We start from the raw sequence: 21,325 nt of genomic DNA, 5'->3' as shown, positions 1-21,325 counted from the left end.
AAACCGGGGTCGTCCCGCAGCCACCGCTCGGGTTCGGCTTCCGACCAGGGGTAGCTGCGAAGGCCGGCGCGAGAGGGGTGACGCGCGTTCAGGAGCCGAGCAGTTCGGGGAGCCGGTCGAACCAGTCCAGGACCGCGCGCTCGTATCCGATACCGAATTCCAGCGTCGCCCGGGTGTGCGGGGACAGATCCGGGCCCGCTTCCTCGGCGCGGTAGCGGTCCAGCCGTTCCTGGTGAACCTTGCGGGCGTTGTCGATGATCGAGGCCAGATGCGCCGGTTCGAGGTGACCGCCGAAATGCAGGGTGAGCAGCAGCGGGAACCGGATGGTCTCCGGGCTCGGGTCGCGCGCGATCCACTCGGCGAATGCGGCGCGGCCGGCCTCGGTGATGCGGTACGGAGTGCGTTCGCGGGCACCGGTTTCGCCCTTGACGACCAGGCCCGCCGAATCCATGGTGGCGAGTTCCCGGTAGACCTGGCTTTGCGTGATGGTCCAGAAATCGCCGATGCGGTCCTGGGCCAGCGTCACCAGGTCCCAGCCCGACATCGGCCCCTCGTGCAGAAAACCCAGAAGTGAGGCGGCCGTGGAATTCAGCGGCCGCTTCTGTTTGCCGTTCACCACGTGTCCTTCCACCGTCGCTATTCCATAGTGGAATGCTATCGGATGGGTTCGGCTCAGGCGTGGTAGCGCCGCGCGGTGTAGACCCGCGATGCGCCGGCGCCCTCGACAACCGTGGTGGTGGAGGCGCCGATGATCAGCAGGGTCCGCATATCGACCTCGGCGGGTTCCAGTTCGCCCAGCGTCACCACCCGCACCGATTCGCCCGGGCCGCCCACATCGCGGCCGAGAACCACCGGGGTGTCCGGTGCGCGGTGGGCCAGCAGGATGTCCTTCATCGCGCCCACCTGCCAGGTGCGTTTGCTCGAGGCCGGGTTGTAGACGGCGATGGCCATATCGGCCGCGGCCACCGCCGCCAGGCGCCGGGCCACCACGTCCCACGGTTTGAGGCGGTCGGACAGGGAAATCGTGGCGTAGTCGTGTCCGAGCGGGGCGCCGACGCGGCTGGCCACCGCGTTCGCCGCCGTTATTCCGGGCAGGACCCGCACCGGCACCCCCGCCCACTGCGGGTCCGCGGATTCCTCCAGGACGGCCGCGGCCATCGCGAACACCCCCGGGTCGCCCGAGGAGACCACGGCGACCCGCCCGCCGCGGCGGGCGAGGTCCAGGGCCATGGCGGCGCGTTCGGATTCGACCCGGTTGTCACTGCTGTGCCGCCGCTGACCGGGGCGGGCCGGGACGCGGTCGATATAGGTGGTGTAGCCGACGAGGTCGGTGGCGGCGGCGAGCGCGGCGGAGACTTCCGGGGTGGTCCAGCGCGTATCGCCCGGGCCCAGACCGACGACCACCACCTCTCCGGCGTCCGTGGCGCCGCTCGGCGCGGCGCTCTCGGCTGCCGGGGTGCTCGCCGCGCGGGTCACCGGTTCGGCGGCCGCAGAGCCCCGGCGGGCGGGGACCGGAGTGGTCGGTTCGGGGCCCGGGACGAGGGTGATCGCGAAATACGGGACCTGGGCGTCGTCCACGTCGCCGGCGGGGAGCACCCGCTCGCGTCCGGTGCTGGCCCGTTCGACGTAGTAGGCCCGGTCGAGGCGGCCGGAGTCGGCGAGCGCCTTGCGGACGGCCGGGTAGGTGCGGCCGAGTTTCATGATCGCGGCGGCCTCGCTGTCGGCGAGGCGGCGGGTCAGTTCGTCGGCGGGCAGGGTCGCGGGCAGAACCGTCAGTACCTGTTCACCCTCCACCAGCGGAGTGGCCAGGGCCGCCGACGCGGCGCTCACCGAGGTGATTCCGGGGACGATCTCCGCCTCGAACCGGTCGGCCAGCCGGCGGTGCATATGCATATAGGAGCTGTAGAAAAGCGGGTCCCCGGCGGCCAGCAGCGCCACCGACCGGCCCGCCGCCAGATGCGCGGCCAGCCGTTCGGCCGCCGCGGCGTAGAACTCGTCGATCGCGCCCTGGTAACCGCCGGGATGATCGGTGGTCTCGGTGGTGACCGGGTAGACCAGGTGTTCCTCGAGCTGGCCCGGCCGCATGTACGGTTCGGCGATACCGCGCGAGATACTGCGGCCGTGCCGGGCACTGTGGAACGCGATCACATCGGCCGCGGCGATCACCCGGGCCGCCTTCACCGTCACCAGTTCCGGATCGCCCGGGCCCAGCCCGACCCCCCACAGCTTTCCCGTAGCCACCGTCATTCCACTTCGCTCGCAATCGCATTCAGGGCGGACGCGGTGATGGCGCTGCCGCCGCGCCGCCCGCGCACCGTCAGATACTCCACGCCCGTGCTCGCGGCGAGCGCGTCCTTCGATTCGGCCGCGCCGACGAAGCCCACCGGGATACCGAGCACGGCGGCCGGTTTCAGGGCGCCCGCCGCGATCATGTCCAGCAGGTGGAACAGCGCGGTCGGCGCATTGCCGATGGCCACCACCGCGCCGTCGAGCCGCTCCCGCCACAACTCCAGTGCCGCCGCCGACCGGGTGGTCCCGAGTTCGGCCGCCAGCTCCGGTACCCGGGGGTCCCGCAACAGGCACAGCACCTCGTTGTCCGCGGGCAGCCGGGTCCGGGTGACTCCCGAGGCGACCATGTTCGCATCGCACAGAATCGGCGCGCCGGCGCGCAGCGCGGCCCGCGCCGCGGCCACCACCCCCGGGGTGAACAGCACGTCCCCGGCCAGGTCGACCTGGCCGCAGCCGTGGATCATCCGCACGACGACCTGCGCGATATCGGCCGGGAACCGGTCCAGCTCGGCCTCGGCTCGGATGATCGCGAACGACCGGCGGTAGATCTCGGCCGCGTCGGTGACGTAGCTGGTGCGCGTGTCGGGCATGCCGACACCCTATGCCGGGCCGAGCGCACCGGGCCGGTGCGGGTGGGCCTCGGCCGCCGGGGTACCCGGGTCACAGTGGAGCCGCCGCCCACCACTGATCGACGATCTCCCGCCCGGTGTGGTGCGGCCACGAGATGTCGAGGACGGCCCAGGCCCCGGGCCGGGTCGTCGAAGGACACCGTTACCGGAGCGGCACCCGTCTCACCGGCGGAGCGGAGCGGGCTTACGCGGTCTCGCCGGCGCCGCCCCGCGGGCGCGGGCCGATCTGGTCGAGCAGATCGTTGACCTCGTCCGGGAAACCATTGGTGACCTGCTGCGGTGTCTTGTTCGGGAAGCGGCGCGCGACATGCTCTTCGGCCGCCGAACCGGGTAGCACGTACACCGGCTCGGTCTTGCTCTGCAGTGGCCGGACCACCTCGTCGAGGTGGGCTCGGCGATCGTCGAGGTAGGCGCCGATCACGTCCTCGCCGGCCGGGCACACGGCCATGCAGTAGCCGGCCTTGTAGTTCGGTTTGAACGACAGGCTCTGCCACATCGAGAACGATTCCCCGGTGGTGACCCGCTGCCGGTATTCGTCGCGGTCGGCGCTGTCGGCGACGGTTTCCGCCCAATCGGTGAAGCCGCCCATGAACTCCCGGTAGTTGTGCGTGTAGCACGCCTGGAAATCGAAACCGCCGTCCGGGGTGATCGCACCCACCGGGCAGGCGGAGACACACAGTTTGCATTCCAGGCAGGGATTGAAATCCAGCGGTGCGCTCGGGGTGTCGATCACCGCGTCGGTGACCACGGTGCCGAGCAGGACGAAATTGCCGAACCGGGGGTGGATCACATTGCGATGGATGCCCATGACGCCCAGCCCGGCGGCCTCGGCCACCACCTTGTGCGCGATCACCCAGATACGCCCGGGAAACTGTTGCACTTCCATCGGATATCCCGGCGCGGGATAGACCGCGCGGTAGCCGGCGTCCTGGAGCGCGCGGGTGATCCGGCGGGACACCGCGTTGGTCTCGTCGTCGGCGTGATTGAACTCGGTATTGGCGAGACTGCGCTGCGGACTGCGCAGATTGTCCCGGTTCATCCGCACACAGAACGAGACGAATGTGCGTGCGGCGGGCAGGATCGCCCGTGCGTGCTCGAGTTCGTCGGCCACCCGCGGGTCCTCGACGGCGACGAACCCCACATCATCGGCGCCGGCCGCGAGGCAGATCTCGCGGAGCCGGTCGGCGGCGAGGACCGGGTCGGGTTTTTCGCGCTCACGGCCGGCCATCCGCTGGACGGTCGGATGCTGCGCCAGCCGCCGCGGGGCGGCGGGGTCGTGATCGGTATCCGGCATCGGGACTCCTTCTCGCAACGAGATCCACGCGGACTCACAGTGAACGACGGCGTGGGCGTGCGGAATTCATCGGTTGCCGGATCCGCCGGGCCCGATGCGGCCGCGGCGCGGGGCGTCAGTGCGGACGCAACGGCACACCCGCCGCGTCGAGGCAGTACTCCCACAGTGACAGCAGGTTGCCCTCCGCATAGCGGGTGTGGCGCAGATAGTGCTCGTCACGGATACGCCGGTCGTGCCAGAAATGACCGGACAGCGGAGCCGGGGTGGTGGTGGCCAACCATACCGCGGTATCGGCACCCTCGGCGGCGGTGCGCATCGCCGGGCGCAGCGCGGAACCGAAACGGGGGAGTGCGGCGGTGATCCCGGGTGTGGCAACCCAGCCCGGATGCATACTGTGGACGCTGACCCCGTGGTCGGCGAGGCGCCCGTCCAGCAGCGGCCCGAACGCCACCTGCATTCGCTTGGTGCGGGCATAGGCGGTGGCACCCCGGTATTCCCCGCGGCGATACTGCGGATCCCGGAACGGCAGCGGTTGCGTGTACATCCCGCCGGAGGCCACGAAGATGATGCGGGCGTCGCCGGAGGCGGCGAGCAGCGGAGCGAGCCGGTCGGTGAGGCGTAGCGGGCCGAGGACATGGGTGGCCAGGCTCAATTCGTGGCCGGCGGAGTTCTCGGTGCGGTCGCCGGGCAGTATTCCCGCATTGTGGACGAGTATGTCCAGCGCGTCGTGGCGTTCGTGCACGGCCCGGGCGCAGGCGTCGACACTGCCGGGTTCGGCGGGATCGCATATCTCGAGTTCCACCTGGGCCTCGGGGACCGCGCCGAGGATCTGCCGGCGTGCGCGCTCGCCGCGGGCCGGGTCCCGGACCGCGAGCACAGTGCGGGCGCCCAAGCCCGCGAAGCCGGTGGCGATCGATTTGCCGATTCCCGAGGTCGCGCCGGTGATCAGGGCGGTTTTGCCGTGCAGGGCGCCGGTGGGCGGATCGTCACGGGTCCAGGAGACCTTGCGCAGGTGGTACCCGAGGCGGGTGTAGCCGGGCACTATGGCCCGGTCGAGCAGAGCGTCGACTGTACGGATCATCGGATCACACCTCGCCTCGTCTCGTCGGCACGAACTGCCCGACCTCCGGAAAGCCGCTGCGGCGGCCCGTGCCGGCATACGCCGGAGGCAACCGCCACATGCGCTAAACGCGGGGTCGAAACCGAGCGCGCTCGTCTTGTCGATATACCCATCGGATCGCGCGTGCCACAGGCGTGACCCAGGGACGGGACCGGTCCGGTTCGCGCTGCTCGGTCATGACGCTCCTCTGCTCGATGACCATCGGCCAGGTCTGCATCGAGTATGCATCGTTTTATGGTAGATGGCCAGCCGGGTGCCGCTCCGCGGTCGATCGGGCGCGTGGTCGCGAAGAGGTTCGCCGTTTTCGGGATAGCGGATGGATGAGGGTGAACGAGCGGGCGGGACCGGACTCAGCCGAGTCGCCGGATCGCCTCGGGAAGGCTCGCCAGGCGTACGACCGCCGCCGGGAGGATGACCGCGTCCCAGCCCGGGCCGCCGACGAAGACCTGCGCGCCGGCGTCGGTGCCGGCCCGCACACTGGAGGTCAGTGCCGTCGACTCGTGCTGCGACCACAGCACCAGTTCGGCCGGCCGGCCCAGACGCGCCAGAGTGTCGGCGAGGGCGGTGGTGGGCACATCCGCCCCGAGCATCTGCGCCCCGATTTCGAGCTCCGCCAGCGCGGCCCGCAGCACCTCGAGGGGGAGCGCGTGGGATTCGCCGCCGGTGCAGGCGAGCACGATCGGCCGCGGGCGCAGCCGGTCCGGCGGGTTGTTGCGGTGTAGCGCCGAGGTGATGCACCACGAGAGCAGATGTTCGACATCGATGCAGCCCTCGCCGCCCAGCTGGCGGGCGACGATCTCGGCGAAAGCCGGGCGGCACAGTCGTTCCCATGTGTCGATCACGCCGTAGGTCCGCAGCGCGCCGGCCAATTGCGCTGTCACCGACCGATAGTCGAGGGCGAAGGCGGCGGACAGCAGCGAGGACAGGTCGCCGGGGGCGACGGCCGGGGTGCGCACCGCGGCCGCGGCACCGGCCGGGGTGGCGCCGCCGCGGATGAGTCCGAGCATCCGATCGAGCTGGACGATATCGGCTTCGGTGTACAGCCGGTGGGTGCCCGGCCGGTGGCCGGTGGGGCCGATCTCGTAGCGACGGTTCCAGCTGCGCAGGGTGGCGGTCGGGATACCGAGCCGCTCGGCGACCGCGCGGACGGTGTAGCCGGCCGCGTCGGAGGCGGGGGTGGAACCGTCGGGCATCGTCTTATTCTGCCTGTCCCGATTCGCCGGCCGAGGCGGACCCGCGACTTCGGCGTGGGCGCCGTCGGCGTACGGCCGTGTTCACCGTGCCCTCGTCGCGGTCGGGCCCGCCGCGCAGCACAGCAGGATCGCCACGGCCAGTCCGTAACACGCCGTGGCCGCTCCCATGAATCGGGCGAAACCCATAGCTACCATCGATCCTCCTGCGCCGAATAGGTATGCATCGATTATGCATCTATATGGGTTAGAGTGGTCACACACCGCCGAACGCGAGGAGTTTTCGTGACAGCACATCGTGCAGTTCGCCGCACCACCGGCCTCGTGGCCGCCCTGCTGACCTTCGGTGCCCTGGCCGCCGGTGGCGCGGTCGCCCAGCCGCCGCTGCCGCCCGGCCCCGCCCCGGTCCCCACGCTGGACCTGAACCGGTACCTCGGTGACTGGAACCAGCTCGCCGCGGTACCCCAGCCGTTCAATCTCGACTGTGCGCGCGACACCCGCGCGCAGTACACGCTCGATCCGCAGGGCAATGTCGCCGTACACAATTCCTGCACCACCTGGGCGGGCGGCCGGAACGAGATCCGCGGCACCGCGAAGGTGAACGACCCGGTGACCGGCGCGCAGTTGCACGTCAGCTTCCCCGGAGTGCCGAATCAGGACTCGCTCGACGGCCCGACGAACTACATCGTCACCGCGCTGGCCCCCGATTACTCCTGGGCGCTGGTGACCGACCCGAGCCGCCTGTCGGGTTTCGTACTGGCCCGCTCGGCCGCGCTCGACGCGCCGACCTGGGACCAGGTGAAGTCCGCCATCACCGCGGCGGGACAGACACCCTGCATGTACCTGAGCTCGCCCACCACCGGTGGCCGCTCCGATATCACGCCGTTGTGTCTGCGCTGACCGTTTCGGCGGTCATGGCACGTCACGCGATATGTGAGCGGTTCGCGGGCAGGATGTGTGTGGTGCCGGGCTGTCGGGCGCCGGTCGCGGTGCCGTCGAACGGTCCGGTGATGACCCGCCGCGCGGCCGGGACTACGGGACCGGCCGCTGGTCCGCTGGATAATGCCGGGTATGGCAGATGACTGGAACGACCGGATCATCACGGAATTCCGGGCCAACGAGGGCCGGGTCGGCGGGTTCTTCAAGGATGCGCCGTTGGCATTGGTGCACCATCGCGGCCGGCGCACCGGCCGTGAATCGGTGACCCCGATGATGTACCTGGCCGATGAACAGGATCCCGACGGCCTGGTCTACGTATTCGCCAGTAAAGCGGGTGCGCCGACGAATCCCGACTGGTACCGCAACCTGACCGCGGCCGGGGAGGCCACGGTGGAGCGGGGGACCGAGACCTATCCCGTCACGGTCACGGAGGTGACCGGCGCGGAGCGCGACCGCATCTACGGCGAACAGTCGCGCCGCTATCCCGGCTTCGCCGAATACGAGCAGAAGGCGGCCGGCTTCCGCACCATCCCGGTTCTGGCGTTGCGGCGCACCCGGTAGTCCGCTGCTCGCCTACCGCGACCCGGTCGTGAACCGCGGATGGGCCCGGCCCGCCACCATCGGCAGTTCGACCGAGGTACGGATACCGGGTTCGGCCGCGCAGACGTACGGGACGGAGTTGACGCAGTGCGCGGCCGTCGCGGCGATCCCGGGATTCTCGGCCTCCGGCGGGTCTCCGGGTTCGGATTGCCACCCGCGGATGGTGACGAACGTGCCCGGGTCGCCGTCGATCTCGATCTCGAACCGTTCGCCCTCGGCGCCGAGTGTCCACGGCGGGTCGAGATGCTGTTGGCCCATCAGCCAGTTGACCCCGATGCGCACGACGGTTTCGCCGCCGGCCACCGCCTCCCAGTGGAAGCGCTGGCCGGCCACCTGCCCGGGTTCGATGGTGCCGATGGGTGATTCGATCGGTGCGGTCGCGACCGCCGTCTCGTGCACCGTGCGGATCTCCGGGTTCCCGCCGAAGCCCAGCGTGTCCAGGATCATCCGGACCGATTGGCGGAAGCCGCCGTCGAGCAGTTGCCGCATCGGGCCCGCGGCGGCCTCGGCGGGAGTGGCACCGAATCGCATGATGTGGCGCACCACATCGGGCGCGCCGTAGGTCCGGATATCGGAGAACTCCTCGCCGCGCACGAAGGTGACCGCCGCGGACATGGCCGACAGCATCAGCGGGAACACCTCGGTGACCCCGCCGGGATCTATTCCGGTGCCGTGCAGTGTGGTCCCGCCCGCCAGACATGCCTGCCGGACCGGTTCGGCCTGCTCGTCGTCGGGATAGAACCAGCCGACCGGCGTCACCACGTTCTTCCCCGACCGCAGCAGTGCCGCCACCTCCTTCGCGCGCGGGAGCAGCGGCGCGTAGATCACGGCGTCGGCGGGCAGCGCGAGGATCTCGTCGAGACTGTCGGTCGCCCGCACCCCGACGGGCGCCCGGCCGAGGATCTCACCCACGTCACGGCCGCGTTTGTCCGGCGAATGCACCCAGCACCCCACCAGTTCGAGTTCCGGATGGTCGATAACGGCTCGCAGCGCGGCCCGGCCGACCGATCCGGTGGCCCATTGCACGACCCGGTAGCTCACACGTCCTCCTCGTCACTGTCCGGTCGCGCGGCAGGCCGGCGCCGGTGGTCCGGGCGGCTCAGCGGTCCGCGTCGGTGTAGCGGATGATGCCGCGGATATTGCGGCCGGCCAGCATGTCCTGATAGCCGTCGTTGATGTCCTCGAGCCGGTACTGCCGGGTGACCATATCGTCGAGATTCAACTTGCCGACCTGGTACATCGACAGCAGGTGCGGGATGTCGTAGTGCGGGTTGCCGCCACCGAAGATGGTGCCCTGCAGGTTCTTCTGCAATAGCGAGAGCATGGCGAGGTTCAGGGTCGTCTTGTTCTCGGTCAGGCTGCCCATGGCGGTGAGGACGCACGTACCGGCCTTGGCGGTGATGCCCATCCAGCTGTCGACGTCCTCGCCGTGCACCTCGCCGACGGTCACGATCACTTTCTTCGCCATACCGCCCCAGGTGACCTCGGCGCAGCCGGCGGTCGCCTCCTCGATGGTGGCGTAGGTGTGGGTGGCCCCGAACTTCACGGCCTGTTCGCGTTTCCACGGCACCGGGTCGACCGCGAAGATGTACCGGGCGCCCGCGTGGGCCGCGCCCTGCAACGCCGACATACCCACGCCGCCGAGGCCGATGATCGCGACATCCTCGCCCGGCCGGATATCCGCGGTGCGGACGGCGGATCCGTACCCGGTGGTGACACCGCAACCGACCAGGCAGGCGACCTCGAACGGGATGGACGGGTCGATCTTCACCACCGAGCTCTGGTGCACCACCATGTACGGGGAGAAGGTGCCCAGCAGGGCCATCGGGTAGACGTCGTGACCGCGGGCCTGGATCCGGAACGATCCGTCGGTCACCGAGGTGCCCGCGAGCAGGAGGGCGCCGAGATCGCAGAGGTTGCGCAGACCCGCCTGACAGGATTTGCATTTCCCGCACGACGGGATGAACGACAGGACAACGTGGTCACCGACCGCGAGGTCCTCCACGCCTTCGCCGACCTCGGTCACGATGCCGGCGCCCTCGTGCCCGCCGAGTACCGGAAAGCCCATCATCGGAATACCGCCGGTGACCAGATGGTGGTCGGAATGGCACATTCCGGCCGCTTCCAGCTGGACCTTGACCTCGTGTTTGCGGGGATCGCCGATCTCGATCTCCTCGATCTGCCACGGCTGGTCGAATTCCCAGATGAGAGCGCCTTTGGTCTTCATCGGTGAACCTGCTTTCTCCTACCGCTCCGGGCTCGTGAAGTGTCCGGGCCCGGCTGTATGCACAAGTGTATGGACATTAGTCCAGACGACCATACGACACGAGGGCGGCGGGCGTTGCGAAATCCATCCGGCGGAATGTCTGCCACCCTCGGTCGGCGAGAAACTGAGATGATGACCTACTATTCGTCTCAGAGTTTCGCGCCGTTCGACAAGGAGGTCAGATCGTGGGTGCTCCGGATACCGCCGCCACATCCCGTCTCGTGGGGGCACCGATCGGACCCGGGTCGCTGACCTGGGAGTACGCCGGAGATCTGCGGAACATGCTGTTCCTCGGCCGCACCGGCATCCTGCAGAACATGCATCCGGCGGTGGGCGCGGCCCTCCAGGACCATTCGAACTTCTTCCGCGACCCGTGGGACCGCCTCATCCGCTCCCTGCCGCAGATCCAGGGCATGATCTACGACGCCGATAACGAGGCGCAGGCCGCCCGGGTACGGGACTACCACCGCCCGCTGAAGGGCACCGATTCCCGGGGGGAGCGCTACCACGCGCTCAATCCCGAGGTGTACTGGTGGACGCACGCGACCTTCGTCGAACTCACCATCGCCCTCAACGAGCATTTCGGGACCCCGCTCACCGCTGCGGAAAAGGACCAGCTGATCGCCGAGGGCATCACCTGGTGGCGGATGTACGGACTGTCCGACCGGGTGCTGGTGGCGAACTACGCCGAGTTCGCGGAGTACTGGCACCGCACCATCGACCAGGTGCTCGAGGCCAACGCCACCACCGATTTCGCACTCCGGCTCGGCAGCACCCGGATCCCGGCGCTGCCCGGAGTCCCGGAACCGGTGTGGTCGGTGATCTGGCAGCCGGTGATGGCCTTCAATGTCTGGCTCGCCAATGCGCTCATGCCCGAACGCGCCCGCGAGATCCTCGATCTGCGCTGGACAGCGGTGGACCAGAAGCTGTTCGGGGTGTTCGCGGCGGTGGTGCGTACGGTGTGGCCGCTGCTGCCCGATCGCCTGCGATACGCCCCGCGTGCCTATGCGGGTGTCCGGCGCGTCCGGGCCGGTTGATCTATGGTTTGCGACACAAAACCGGAGACGGCCGGACAGCGTACCGCACGTCACAGCGGGCCGATTTACGTTGTGGGCCTGCTGTTCCCGGCTCCGAGCCGCTGACCGGCGCATACGTGACCTGGGACACCTCGACATTATTACGAAGTAAATTCCCCATTGCCGGGAAGTTTCCGAAAAACCGCCGGTCGCACGTCGATACGATTTCCGCATGCTCACAGTTCAGGAGCCGCAAGGCAGGTCGTCGTTCGTCACCGGGAATACGATTCGGTCGAATGGGTGTCCGGCAGCCGCGGTGCGTCCCGAGCGCCGTGCCGCCGAACCCGTCGTGCTGTTGCCGGAGGAGATGTCGGTGCGCGAGGAAACCGAGCAGTTGCGCAAACCGTCGGCCGCGCTGGCCGTCGCGGCGATGATGGGGCTGTTGATCGTGGTGCTCCTGGTGGCCAGCCACGGCAAAGGGGACGACGGGGACCGTCGCTCGCGGCCGATCGAAAAGTCCTCGACCTCGCAGGAGCAGTAGGGCGGCCCGGCCGGGGGCGACCGCGGTACTCCGCGGTGCGGCGGCTCAGGTGCGCGGCGGTATCACCCGGTAGCCTTCGGGACCGGCGGTCACCTCGGTGACCGCCGCAGCGGGCCGGCCGCAGCGGCGCTCGCACCCCGACCAGTGTTGCCGACCGGCCGTGGTGATCTCGGCGGCCGGGATCGGCGTATCCGAGCCGCCGGCGTCGGAGGTATCCGTCCGGCCCGATTCGACAGCGGCCGCGGCGTCGGCCCGGACGTCGGTATGCGATTTCGCGCACCCGGGCGCTCCGGCGCAGGCGGTGATCCGCAGCCAGGGTGAATCCGCGTCGAAGACGAGGCCCATCGGCGCCAGCACCCGGACGACCTGCTCGGCGGGCCACTCCTCCAGATCGGTGACGATCAGGCTGCGCCACGGAGTGAGCAGGATCGGCCGTTCGACAGCGGCGAGGAATTCGGCGGTGCGGGCGGGTAGGGCGCCCAGCCGAACACCCGCGCCCAGCGCGACGAGACCGTCGTGCTGGGGCAGCCAGCCGATCGGCGGGTCCCCGGGCCCGCTGAACTCCAGCCGCTCGGACCGGGGTTCGAGCCCCAGCAGCGCGGCCAGTCGCGCGGCGCCGTCGGCGACCTCGTGCAGGCGCCACTGCCCGTCGGCGAGTGCCAGGAATCCGTGCGCGGCCGCCAGCAGCACCTCGGGCGCTTCGGCGGTGGTCACGCGGATACCGCTGTCCCGTCCGGCGAGCACGAGGGCGGCTCGGTCGCCGTCGAGGACGTGCAGGCCGATATCCGGGCCGAGCGGGGTCACATCGCCCCGGCCGTCGTCGAGGGTGAACAGGACCCGGCCCGGGAGTTCGGCCAGCCGGGGCGAGCCGAGCAGCCCCGTGTCGAGGGCCGCGACCAGCGGCCGGATATCGGGGTGGTCGCCGACCCGGCCGGACAGGGGCGAAGCGATGATGTTGCGGACCCGCTCGTGGGTCCGGCTCGGCAGCAGCCCGGCACCGGCCAGCCGTTCGGTGAGCGCGTCGGCGTCGCGGATCCGGCGCAACTGCACATTGCCGCGCGAGGTCAGCTCGATATTGCCGTCCCCGAGCTCACCGGCGGCCGCGGCCAGGGTCTGCACCTGCTCCGGCGCGAGCATCCCGCCCGGCACCCGGACCCGGGCCAGCGGGCCGTCGGCGGCCTCGTGCAGGCGCAGGACGCCGGGGCAGGAATCGGGATCGGTACGTGCCATGATCCGACCAGTTTACGGACGCCGGACTACCGCACCGCCTGGGTCTGCGTCACCTTCGCCACCAGCTTGCCCGCGTCGTCGCGCACCTCGGTCTCGACGACGATGAACGACCGCCCGGTGTGCAACGGCCGGGACGACGCCTCGGCATGACCCGACCGCACGGCGCGCAGGAAGTTCGTCTTCGATTCGACGGTGGTGGTCGCCTGGGCGCCTTCGGGCAGATTGAGGAACGCGCAGACCGCCGCGGTCGAATCCGCCAGCGCCATCAGCACGCCGCCGTGCAGCGCGCCACCCAGTGTGCACAGTGTCTCGTCCCAGGTGATGCGGCTGCGCACCAAACCGGGACCGTGTTCGAGCACCTCCACGCCGAGGCGTTCGGTGAAGGGCATGGACTGGTGGAACAGTTGCGTCCCCGCGTCATCGGTCATGGGAGGAAGCCAACCCGGAACGAGAAGCGTCGGCAAGTACGGGCGCGCGGGTGCCGCTCACCGGTGTGGTGACGGACGGCCTCGGTGGTCGCGGTAGCATCCGGGGGCTCGACGGGTGACGAGGAAACCGGTGGAACTCCGGTGCGGTCGCGCCACTGACACAGCCAGACCCTCTCCGGCGAGCACACAACCCCCCACGGGCGCGCCACCCCAGGAAGGTCATCGCTGTGATTCTGCTGCTGTCCACCTCCGATACCGATCTGCTGAGCGCGCGCGCCAGTGGCGCCGAGTATCGGTGGGCCAATCCGGCCCGATTGCTGGTGGAGGATCTCCCCGGCCTGCTCGCGGACGCCGATCTGGTGATCGTGCGGATCCTCGGCGGCAAACGGGCCTGGGAGGACGGCCTGGCCGCGGTGCGCGCGAGCGGGGTGCCGGTGGTCGCGGTCGGCGGGGAGATGGCCCCCGACGCCGAACTGATGGAGTGCTCGACCGTACCGGTCGGCGTGGCCTCCGACGCGCACAACTACCTGGCGGCCGGCGGACCGCAGAATCTGCGCCAGCTGCACAACTTCCTCTCCGATACGGTCCTGCTCACCGGGCACGGGTTCGAACCGCCGGTGCAGTTGCCCGCCTGGGGCCGGCTCGACCGCGCCGCACGGTATCCCGAACCGGTGGCCGGGAAACCGACGGTCGGCGTCGTCTACTACCGGGCCCAGCATCTGGCCGGGAACACCGGCTATATCGACGCACTGTGCGGTGCGATCGAGGACGCCGGCGCGGTACCGCTGCCCGTCTACTGCGCCTCCCTGCGTACCGCCGAACCCGACCTGCTCGCCACCCTCCGGCAGGCCGACGCGCTGGTGGTCACCGTGCTGGCGGCCGGCGGCAGCAAACCGGCGCTGGCCGCGGCGGGCGGTGACGACGAGGCGTGGGATATCGGCGCGCTGGCCGAACTGGATGTCCCGATCCTGCAGGGCCTGTGCCTGACCAGTGGCCGCGCGCAGTGGGAGGCCAATGACGACGGGCTGTCCCCGCTGGACGTGGCGACCCAGGTCGCGGTGCCGGAGTTCGACGGCCGGATCATCACGGTGCCGTTCTCCTTCAAGGAGTTCGACGAGGACGGGCTGTCCACCTATGTGCCCGACGCCGAACGCGCCGCCCGCGTCGCCGGGATCGCGGTGCGGCACGCACGGCTGCGGTACATCCCCGCCGGCCGCAAACGCCTGGCGCTCATGCTCTCGGCCTACCCCACCAAACACGCCCGTATCGGTAACGCCGTCGGACTGGATACGCCCGCCAGCGCTATTGCGCTGCTCACCGAATTGCGTGCCGCCGGATACGATCTCGGTGCCCCGGGTGAGGTCCCGGGCCTGGAAGAACGTGACGGCGACGCGCTGATGCACGCGCTGATCGCCGCCGGTGGCCAGGATCCGGACTGGCTCACCGCCGAACAGCTCGAGGGCAACCCGGTACGGATCGGCGCCGAGGTCTACACCGCCTGGTTCGACACGCTGCCCGAGGAGCTGCGCACCGCTGTCGTCGAAGCGTGGGGGCCGCCCCCGGGTGAGCTCTATGTGGACCGTTCCGCCGACCCGCGCGGCGAAATCGTCATCGCCGCGCTGCGATTCGGCAATGTGGTGCTCATGGTGCAGCCGCCGCGCGGTTTCGGCGAGAACCCGGTCGCCATCTACCACGACCCCGATCTCCCGCCGAGCCACCACTACCTCGCCGCCTACCGGTGGCTGTCCACCGACCCCGCGGCCGGGGGTTTCGGCGCGGACGCGATGGTGCATCTGGGCAAGCACGGCAACCTGGAGTGGCTGCCCGGCAAAACCCTGGGTATGTCCGCAGCGTGCGGTACCGATGCCGCTCTGGGGGACCTGCCGCTGATCTACCCGTTCCTGGTGAACGATCCGGGGGAGGGCACCCAGGCCAAACGCCGCGCCCACGCCACCCTGGTGGATCATCTGATTCCGCCGATGGCGCGCGCCGAGAGCTATGGCGATATCTCCCGTCTCGAACAGCTGCTCGACGAGCACGCGAACATCTCCGCGCTGGACCCGGCCAAACTGCCCGCCATCCGGCAGCAGATCTGGACGCTCATGCGCGCCGCGAAGATGGACCACGATCTGGGGCTGGCCGAACGCCCGGACGAGGAATCCTTCGACGATATGCTGCTGCACGTCGACGGCTGGCTGTGCGAGATCAAGGATGTGCAGATCCGCGACGGCCTGCATATTCTCGGCCGCGCCCCGGCCGGTGACGGCGAGGTCGACCTGGTCCTGGCCATGCTGCGGGCCCGGCAGTTGTGGGGCGGGGAGATGTCGGTACCGGGGCTGCGGGAAGCGCTGGGGCTCAGCGAATCCGGCGGCGAGGCGCGGGAACGGGTCGATACGGTGGAGGCCCGCGCCCGGGAACTGATCGTCGCGCTGCAGGCCGCCGGGTGGGCGTCCGAGGCAGTGGACCGGCTCGTCGCCCAGCACGCGGACGAATTGTTCGAAACGGCCGGCGGCGATCCTACGGCGGTCGCCGCGGTGCTGCGTTTCGCCGCGACCGAGGTGGTGCCGCGGCTGCGGGGGACCGGGGTCGAGATCGACCGGGTACTGCATGCGCTGAACGGCGGTTTCATCCCGGCCGGCCCGAGTGGTTCGCCGCTGCGCGGCCTGATCAATGTGCTGCCGACCGGCCGTAACTTCTACTCCGTGGACCCGAAGGCCGTACCGTCGCGGCTGGCCTGGGAAACCGGGCAGGCCATGGCCGAATCACTGCTCGAACGCTATCTGGCCGACCACGGCGAGTATCCGCGCTCGGTGGGTCTGTCGGTCTGGGGCACCTCGGCCATGCGCACCTCCGGCGACGATATCGCCGAGGTACTCGCCCTGCTCGGGGTGCGCCCGGTCTGGGACGAGGCCAGCCGCCGGGTCACCACCCTCGAGGTGATCGATTCCGCGGAATTGGGCCGGCCGCGCGTGGACGTGACGGTACGGATCAGTGGATTCTTCCGCGACGCCTTCCCACACGTGCTGGCATTGCTCGACGACGCGGTGCGGCTCGTGGCCGAACTCGACGAGCCCGCGGAGACCAACTACGTCCGCGCCCACACCCGCGCCGATCTCGCCGAGCACGGTGACGAGCGTCGGGCCACCACCCGTATCTTCGGCTCGAAACCGGGGACCTACGGTGCGGGGCTGCTCCAGCTGATCGATTCCAAGAGCTGGCGCACCGACGACGATCTCGCGCAGGTCTACACCACCTGGGGTGGCTACGCCTACGGGCGCGACCTCGACGGCGCGCCGGCGGCCGACGATATGCGTACCGCGTACCGCCGGATCGCGGTGGCCGCGAAGAACACCGATACCCGCGAGCACGATATCGCCGACTCCGACGACTACTTCCAGTACCACGGCGGGATGGTCGCCACGGTGCGCGCCCTGACGGGCAAGAACCCGGAGGCCTATATCGGCGACAGCACTCGCCCCGACGCGGTCCGTACCCGCACGCTGTCGGAGGAGACCACGCGCGTGTTCCGGGCCCGGGTGGTCAATCCGCGCTGGCTCGAGGCCATGCGCCGGCACGGGTACAAGGGCGCTTTCGAGATGGCGGCCACCGTGGATTACCTATTCGGCTACGACGCCACCACCGATGTGATCACCGACTGGATGTACGAGAAGCTCTCCGAGAGCTATGTGTTCGACGAGACGAACCGCAAGTTCATGGAGCAGTCCAATCCGTGGGCATTGCACGGTATCGCCGAACGTCTGCTCGAGGCGGCGGAACGCGGGATGTGGGCGAGCCCCGAGCGGGAGACGCTGGACCGGCTGCGCCAGGTGTACCTGGAGACCGAGGGCGAACTCGAATAGCCGGTCAGAGGGTCCAGCTGCTCTGCACGAAATAGTCGCTGGTGGCGAAGATGATCTGTGCCGGTGTCTGCTGCCGGTCGAGGCCGAAGGCCACCAGCCCGTGACGGGGCTGTCCCGGCTCCAGGAACCCGGCCGGGAATTCGCCGGGGACATCGGTGAGCGGATACACCGTCGTCCCGTCGGCGGTCACCATGCGCAGGTCGAGTGTCGGCAGGAAGTAGGGGTTGCCCGCGGTCTGCTCGGCGGTCACGTCGTACACCAGCACCCGCTGACCGTCGGCGCGTGGCTCGACCACCGCGTCGGCGGGGTTGATCGTGACGGCCATATCTCCTCCGGTACGAACCGGGAACGTGGTTCCGAGCGGTCCGGAAGGAACCTGATCCTGCGCGGCCGCCACCGGCGGTTCGGGGATCACCGGGACCGGTTCGGCGCCGGCGGCGGTGGCGGACAACAGCGGGAGAACGACGGCAGCGGCGGCCAGGACGGTCTTTTTCACAGGAGGTCCTTCGGGGTCGTCAGCGCTCGGAGCGCGTTATCGGTGCCGGCACGCCGTTGGCCGGTCGGTGCGGTGGGCGTCGCCGGGACGCCGGGTCCGGATGGGCCGCACCTGGTCACGGGGGGAACGGCGGCGGCCCTCCGCGAGCCTAGAAGCCACGCGGCCGGCGCCGCACCCGGGGGAACCCGATCTTGCCGAACCTGTGATGTTCGATCTTGCCGAGACCGCATCGTGACCCGAGACGAATGGTGACCCGGCGAGGACCGGTCACACGGTGTCGCCGTCGGCCGGTTCGGGGGCGAGCAACAGCTGCCGAGCCGCGTCCACTGCCCGGGCGAGCACCGCCGGGTCGGTTGTCAGTCCGCCCACGATCTCGTCGACGGCCCGCAGCCCGGCACGGTGCAGTAGCCGCTTCTCGTTGGTGACCCACTCGCCGCGAGCCGCCAGCACCGCGTGTGCCGTCTGCACAGCGGCGGTGGCCAGCGCGCCCGCGACTTCGGTCGCCTGTCCGCGCCGGACGTATGCGTCGCGCGCATAGCGCAGTGTCCTGGTCGCGCGGTCGCGCCATATCGGCGGAGCCGCGCGGCGTAGCGCACCCGGGTAGGCGGGGCAGGGCAGAGTGCCGTGCAGTACCCGGTTGACGGCGAGTTCGGCGACCACGAGGTAACTGGGGATACCCGCGAGGTGGAACATCAGCGGCTCCCAATGGAAGCGGCCCTGCCGGGCCTCGGCGAGTTCGTGTTCGACGACGTCGAGGTCACGGTAGTGGACGTCTACGTGCCGGTCGTCGATCGTGAGCCAGGCTCCGCCGTTGAAGACGCCCCCGCCCCAGCCGCCGACCTCGGAGACCTCGCCCGCCCAGCCGACGGCACGCAGGTCTGCCGGGTCGAAGTCGCCCCGGTAGTAGATCGCGAAGTCCCAGTCGCTGTCCGGGGTGTGGGTGTCCGCTGCGCGTGATCCACCGAGGGCGACGGCATGCACCATCGGCAGGGCGGCCAACCGGCCGGCGACGTGGGCGAGGAACTTTTCGTCGGTCACAGATATCCGTCCATGTCCTTCGGATTCGATGGTGCCGGTCGGTATCGTCCGACCGGGTCTCCTGCCGCTCGCCGTACATGCCCGCCGTCGGCTCGTCGGCCGTCAGCGACGGTGGTGGGATTCGTCCACATCCGTGGGTGGCGCGGGTTGCTGGGCGCGTAGCCGGGCCTCCAACCCGTCCAGCAGGCACAGCAGGCCGAAATCGAAGCCGAGCGCATTGCCGACCGCGGAATCCTCGGGCATGAGTGTCCGGTAATCGGCGCGCATCTGGGGGTAGTCGGCGCTGAGTTCGTCGAGTATCCGCATCACCTGGCCACTGTCCACGGGACCACCGTGGGCCTTCTCCATCGCGATCAACGGCACAACCTGGCCGAGTACGAAACTGGTGACGGTGCCACTGGCCAGGTAGACGTCGAAGCCCCGGAAACCCGCTTCGGTGAAGGCCCGCCGCAGCCGCTCGGTCAGCCGGAAGGCCTGCGGGCCGACACTCGGTATCTGGCCGATGAGCGTCGCCGCCCATGGATGCGACAGCAGCGCACTGCGGAAGTTGTAAGCGAAGGTACTGAGCAGTTCGCGCAGGCCGGAGGCGGATTCCAGCCCGCCGTCGTCGATCGAACCCCAGATCTCGTCCAGGGCCAGTTCGAGAAGTTCGTTCTTGTTCGCGACGTGCCAGTACAGGCTGGTGGCGCCCGCTCCGAGTTCGGCGCCGAGTCTGCGCATGCTGAGCGCCTCGAGACCCTCTTTGTCCAGGACGGCCACTGCGGCGCGCACGATCTGGTCCCGGCTCAGGCCCGAGGTCCGGGTACGCCGGGGCGCACGGGTCCACACACTTCTGAACTGCTCGGTCACAGTTCGATCCTAACCGCACTCGCACAGTGTTCGATTCCGTCGTACAGTGTGCGAGTGGAATCGAACACTGTACGAGATCCGCGCCGATGGCTGATCCTCGCCGCGTTGTGCCTCGCGTTGCTGGTGCTGATGATCGACAGCACTGTGCTCACCATCGCGATCCCCTCGCTGATCCGGGAACTCGACGCGACCCCTTCCGATATCCAGTGGATCCTGGACTCCTATGTGCTGGTCTTCGCCGGTCTGCTGCTCACCGCGGGCAGCCTGTCGGACCGGTTCGGCCGCCGGCTGATGCTGATCCTCGGCCTGATCGTGCTGGGGGTGGGTTCACTGGCCGCGGTCCTGGCCATCGACCCCTGGCAGGTGGTCGCCGCCCGGGCCGTGATGGGTGTGGGCGGCGCCCTGCTGATGCCCTCGACGCTGTCGATCCTGATGACCACCTTCGACGAGAGCGAACGCCGGATGGCACTGGCCGCCTGGTCCACGGTGTCGATCCTCGGTATCGTCGCCGGTCCGACGCTGGGTGGTCTCCTGCTACAGCACTACTGGTGGGGGTCGGTGTTCCTGCTGAACATTCCGGTGGCCGTCCTGGCGATCGCCGCCGCCCTGGTGCTGATGCCGGAGACCACCGGTGCGCAGCGCCCGATCGACGCGGTGGGCGTGGTGCTGTCGATCCTCGCACTCGCCTCGACCGTGTACCTGATCATCGAGCGCGAATGGAACCTCCCGGTACTGATTCTGGCGGTCGTCTCCGCCGCCGCGTTCGTGCTGTGGGAGCGTCGGCAGGAGCATCCGATGCTGCCCCTGGGCCTGTTCGCGAACCGCGATTTCACCGGCACCTGCGCCACTGTGCTGCTGATGGTGTTCGGGATGGGCGCGGTAATGCTGATGCTCACCCAGTACCTGCAGTTCGTCCTCGGCTACGGGCCGATGAAAGCGGGTCTCGCGCTGCTGCCCTACGCCCTGGCCGGCGCGGTGTGCAACGGCCTCGGCGCGACCCTGGGCAAGAACCTCGCGAACAAGACGCTCATCGTGGCGGGACTGTCGGTCATGGCCGCCGCCTTCGCGATTCTGGCCGTAGGCACCGGATATCTGTGGGTACTGGCCGGCATGCTGGTCATGGGGATCGGCGGCGGCCTGGCCGGACCTGCCGCCTACACCGCCATCATGAACGCCATCCCGCTGCGGCACGCGGGTGTCGGCTCGGCCCTCAACGACACCCTGCAGCAGGTGGGTATGGCATTGAGTATCGCCATTCTGGGCAGTGTGCTGGCCGGTGTCTTCACCGCGCGAATGCCGGCCGACGCGCCCCCGGCCGCCCGGGAATCCATCGGCGCGGCATTCGAACTCGGATACTCCGAGGTCGCGAAGACCGCGTTCACCGCTGCGGTATCGACAGGAGCGTGGGTGGGTGCCGGGTTCACTGCGGCGGCCGCCCTCCTCGGCGCGCTCGTCCTGCGGGCCCGTCCACAACCGGCCGGGAACGAAGAACCGGCGGCCGTGGAAACCCCGGCCCGCAATCCGTGACGCGCGACCGCTG

General features: G+C 69.6%; 19 protein-coding genes. 6 read left to right on the top strand and 13 right to left on the bottom strand.

Annotated features, from left to right (window positions below):
- Positions 1-88: 88 nt before the first annotated feature.
- The 6 genes from IG75_RS0111990 to IG75_RS0111965 all read right to left on the bottom strand — a co-directional run bounded on the left by IG75_RS0111990 (position 89) and on the right by IG75_RS0111965 (position 6,525).
- On the bottom strand, positions 89-616 hold the full coding sequence (locus IG75_RS0111990; RefSeq protein ID WP_036513800.1) for a PadR family transcriptional regulator: 528 nt from the start codon (positions 614-616) through the stop codon (positions 89-91).
- A gap of 56 nt (positions 617-672) precedes the next feature.
- The gene (locus IG75_RS0111985) at positions 673-2,247 is read right to left on the bottom strand and encodes a precorrin-2 C(20)-methyltransferase (RefSeq protein ID WP_030521303.1); all 1,575 of its coding nucleotides are present in this window, start codon (positions 2,245-2,247) and stop codon (positions 673-675) included.
- On the bottom strand, positions 2,244-2,879 hold the full coding sequence (locus IG75_RS0111980; RefSeq protein WP_030521302.1) for a precorrin-8X methylmutase: 636 nt from the start codon (positions 2,877-2,879) through the stop codon (positions 2,244-2,246). The genes IG75_RS0111985 and IG75_RS0111980 overlap by 4 nt, the downstream gene beginning before the upstream one ends.
- 223 nt (positions 2,880-3,102) lie before the next feature.
- Positions 3,103-4,212 carry a 4Fe-4S binding protein gene (locus tag IG75_RS0111975; protein ID WP_063834136.1) on the bottom strand — a complete coding sequence of 370 codons (1,110 nt, stop codon included), beginning with the start codon at positions 4,210-4,212 and terminating at the stop codon, positions 3,103-3,105.
- Between the two features lie 115 nt (positions 4,213-4,327).
- The gene (locus IG75_RS0111970) at positions 4,328-5,293 is read right to left on the bottom strand and encodes an SDR family NAD(P)-dependent oxidoreductase (protein ID WP_030521300.1); all 966 of its coding nucleotides are present in this window, start codon (positions 5,291-5,293) and stop codon (positions 4,328-4,330) included.
- 389 nt (positions 5,294-5,682) lie between these two features.
- Positions 5,683-6,525, bottom strand: coding sequence for a MerR family transcriptional regulator (locus tag IG75_RS0111965; RefSeq protein WP_030521299.1), 843 nt, complete (start codon positions 6,523-6,525; stop codon positions 5,683-5,685).
- A 282-nt stretch (positions 6,526-6,807) separates the two neighbouring features.
- Here IG75_RS0111965 and IG75_RS0111960 point away from each other — a divergent pair, with 282 nt between their 5' ends.
- Complete coding sequence (locus IG75_RS0111960; RefSeq protein ID WP_081876830.1) at positions 6,808-7,422, top strand: lipocalin family protein; 615 nt, start codon at positions 6,808-6,810, stop codon at positions 7,420-7,422.
- A 171-nt stretch (positions 7,423-7,593) separates the two neighbouring features.
- Positions 7,594-8,022: a nitroreductase family deazaflavin-dependent oxidoreductase gene (locus IG75_RS0111955; RefSeq protein WP_030521297.1), complete on the top strand. Its 429-nt coding sequence runs from the start codon at positions 7,594-7,596 to the stop codon at positions 8,020-8,022.
- A 12-nt stretch (positions 8,023-8,034) separates the two neighbouring features.
- Here the strand turns inward: IG75_RS0111955 and IG75_RS0111950 are convergent, their stop codons facing one another.
- Positions 8,035-9,102: an NAD(P)H-dependent amine dehydrogenase family protein gene (locus IG75_RS0111950; protein WP_030521296.1), complete on the bottom strand. Its 1,068-nt coding sequence runs from the start codon at positions 9,100-9,102 to the stop codon at positions 8,035-8,037.
- A 58-nt stretch (positions 9,103-9,160) separates the two neighbouring features.
- Positions 9,161-10,288, bottom strand: a complete 1,128-nt coding sequence (locus tag IG75_RS0111945; RefSeq protein ID WP_030521295.1) for an NDMA-dependent alcohol dehydrogenase — start codon at positions 10,286-10,288, stop codon at positions 9,161-9,163.
- Between the two features lie 224 nt (positions 10,289-10,512).
- Between IG75_RS0111945 and IG75_RS0111940 the strand changes: the two genes are divergently transcribed.
- Both IG75_RS0111940 and IG75_RS0111935 read left to right on the top strand, forming a co-directional pair.
- Positions 10,513-11,364, top strand: coding sequence for an oxygenase MpaB family protein (locus tag IG75_RS0111940; protein ID WP_245713193.1), 852 nt, complete (start codon positions 10,513-10,515; stop codon positions 11,362-11,364).
- 211 nt (positions 11,365-11,575) lie between these two features.
- Entirely contained in the window at positions 11,576-11,884 is a 309-nt protein-coding gene (locus IG75_RS0111935; protein ID WP_156058868.1) for a hypothetical protein, read from the top strand.
- 45 nt (positions 11,885-11,929) lie between these two features.
- Here the strand turns inward: IG75_RS0111935 and cobG are convergent, their stop codons facing one another.
- Both cobG and IG75_RS0111925 read right to left on the bottom strand, forming a co-directional pair.
- Positions 11,930-13,114, bottom strand: coding sequence for a precorrin-3B synthase (cobG, locus tag IG75_RS0111930; protein ID WP_030521292.1), 1,185 nt, complete (start codon positions 13,112-13,114; stop codon positions 11,930-11,932).
- Positions 13,115-13,140: 26 nt separating this feature from the next.
- Entirely contained in the window at positions 13,141-13,542 is a 402-nt protein-coding gene (locus IG75_RS0111925; protein WP_030521291.1) for a PaaI family thioesterase, read from the bottom strand.
- 227 nt (positions 13,543-13,769) lie between these two features.
- On the opposite strand from IG75_RS0111925, the gene cobN reads away from it, so the two are divergent.
- Positions 13,770-17,402: a cobaltochelatase subunit CobN gene (gene cobN / locus IG75_RS0111920; RefSeq protein WP_030521290.1), complete on the top strand. Its 3,633-nt coding sequence runs from the start codon at positions 13,770-13,772 to the stop codon at positions 17,400-17,402.
- 4 nt (positions 17,403-17,406) lie between these two features.
- On the opposite strand, the gene IG75_RS0111915 is transcribed toward cobN, so the two are convergent.
- The 3 genes from IG75_RS0111915 to IG75_RS0111905 all read right to left on the bottom strand — a co-directional run bounded on the left by IG75_RS0111915 (position 17,407) and on the right by IG75_RS0111905 (position 19,785).
- Complete coding sequence (locus IG75_RS0111915; RefSeq protein ID WP_030521289.1) at positions 17,407-17,898, bottom strand: hypothetical protein; 492 nt, start codon at positions 17,896-17,898, stop codon at positions 17,407-17,409.
- A gap of 267 nt (positions 17,899-18,165) precedes the next feature.
- On the bottom strand, positions 18,166-18,942 hold the full coding sequence (locus IG75_RS0111910) for a nucleotidyltransferase domain-containing protein (RefSeq protein ID WP_030521288.1): 777 nt from the start codon (positions 18,940-18,942) through the stop codon (positions 18,166-18,168).
- A gap of 96 nt (positions 18,943-19,038) precedes the next feature.
- Positions 19,039-19,785 carry a TetR/AcrR family transcriptional regulator C-terminal domain-containing protein gene (locus tag IG75_RS0111905; protein ID WP_051714528.1) on the bottom strand — a complete coding sequence of 249 codons (747 nt, stop codon included), beginning with the start codon at positions 19,783-19,785 and terminating at the stop codon, positions 19,039-19,041.
- A 54-nt stretch (positions 19,786-19,839) separates the two neighbouring features.
- Here IG75_RS0111905 and IG75_RS0111900 point away from each other — a divergent pair, with 54 nt between their 5' ends.
- Positions 19,840-21,312: an MFS transporter gene (locus tag IG75_RS0111900; protein ID WP_030521286.1), complete on the top strand. Its 1,473-nt coding sequence runs from the start codon at positions 19,840-19,842 to the stop codon at positions 21,310-21,312.
- Positions 21,313-21,325 lie beyond the last annotated feature (13 nt).

This window comes from Nocardia rhamnosiphila NBRC 108938 (assembly GCF_000720425.1).
Lineage (GTDB): Bacteria > Actinomycetota > Actinomycetes > Mycobacteriales > Mycobacteriaceae > Nocardia > Nocardia rhamnosiphila.
Note: the sequence above shows the minus strand (reverse complement) of the source record. Positions and strands in the feature narration are given on the sequence as shown.